The sequence below is a fragment of the Pseudomonas sp. 2822-17 genome (assembly GCF_002742485.1).
Classification (GTDB): Bacteria; Pseudomonadota; Gammaproteobacteria; order Pseudomonadales; family Pseudomonadaceae; genus Aquipseudomonas; species Aquipseudomonas cyclaminis.
In genome coordinates this window covers 1-370 of sequence record NZ_LJRZ01000484.1, presented here as the reverse complement: position 1 = coordinate 370, position 370 = coordinate 1, and the positions used below count along the sequence as shown (strand labels likewise).

Below are 370 nucleotides of genomic sequence, written 5' to 3'. Positions count from 1 at the left end.
AGATACACCAGGTGGGTTTGTTGATGCAGCTGGAAATATAGCTACTTTAATCAGAAATACACCTATTCCTACTACTGCATTTGTTGTGGATCAAGCTCTTTCTGCGGGGGCGTACATCTCTCTTAATGCAGATCAGATCGTCATGAAACCAGGATCTACAATGGGGTCAGCGTCGGTTATTGATGGTTCTGGAAATGCTGCAGAAGACAAGGCACAATCTGCATGGCTAGCAGAAATGCGGCAGGCTGCTGAGCTAAATGAGCGTGATCCTATCTTTGCATTAGCAATGGCTGATCCATCTATAGATATACCTAAATCGCCAGAAGGAGAAATACTAACGTTAACTCCAACAGAAGCGATGGATATAGGA

General features: G+C 44.1%; 1 pseudogene. It reads left to right on the top strand.

Going from position 1 to position 370, the window contains the following annotated elements:
- Positions 1-370 (top strand): annotated as a pseudogene (locus AOA60_RS18335) (hypothetical protein); the annotation flags it as partial.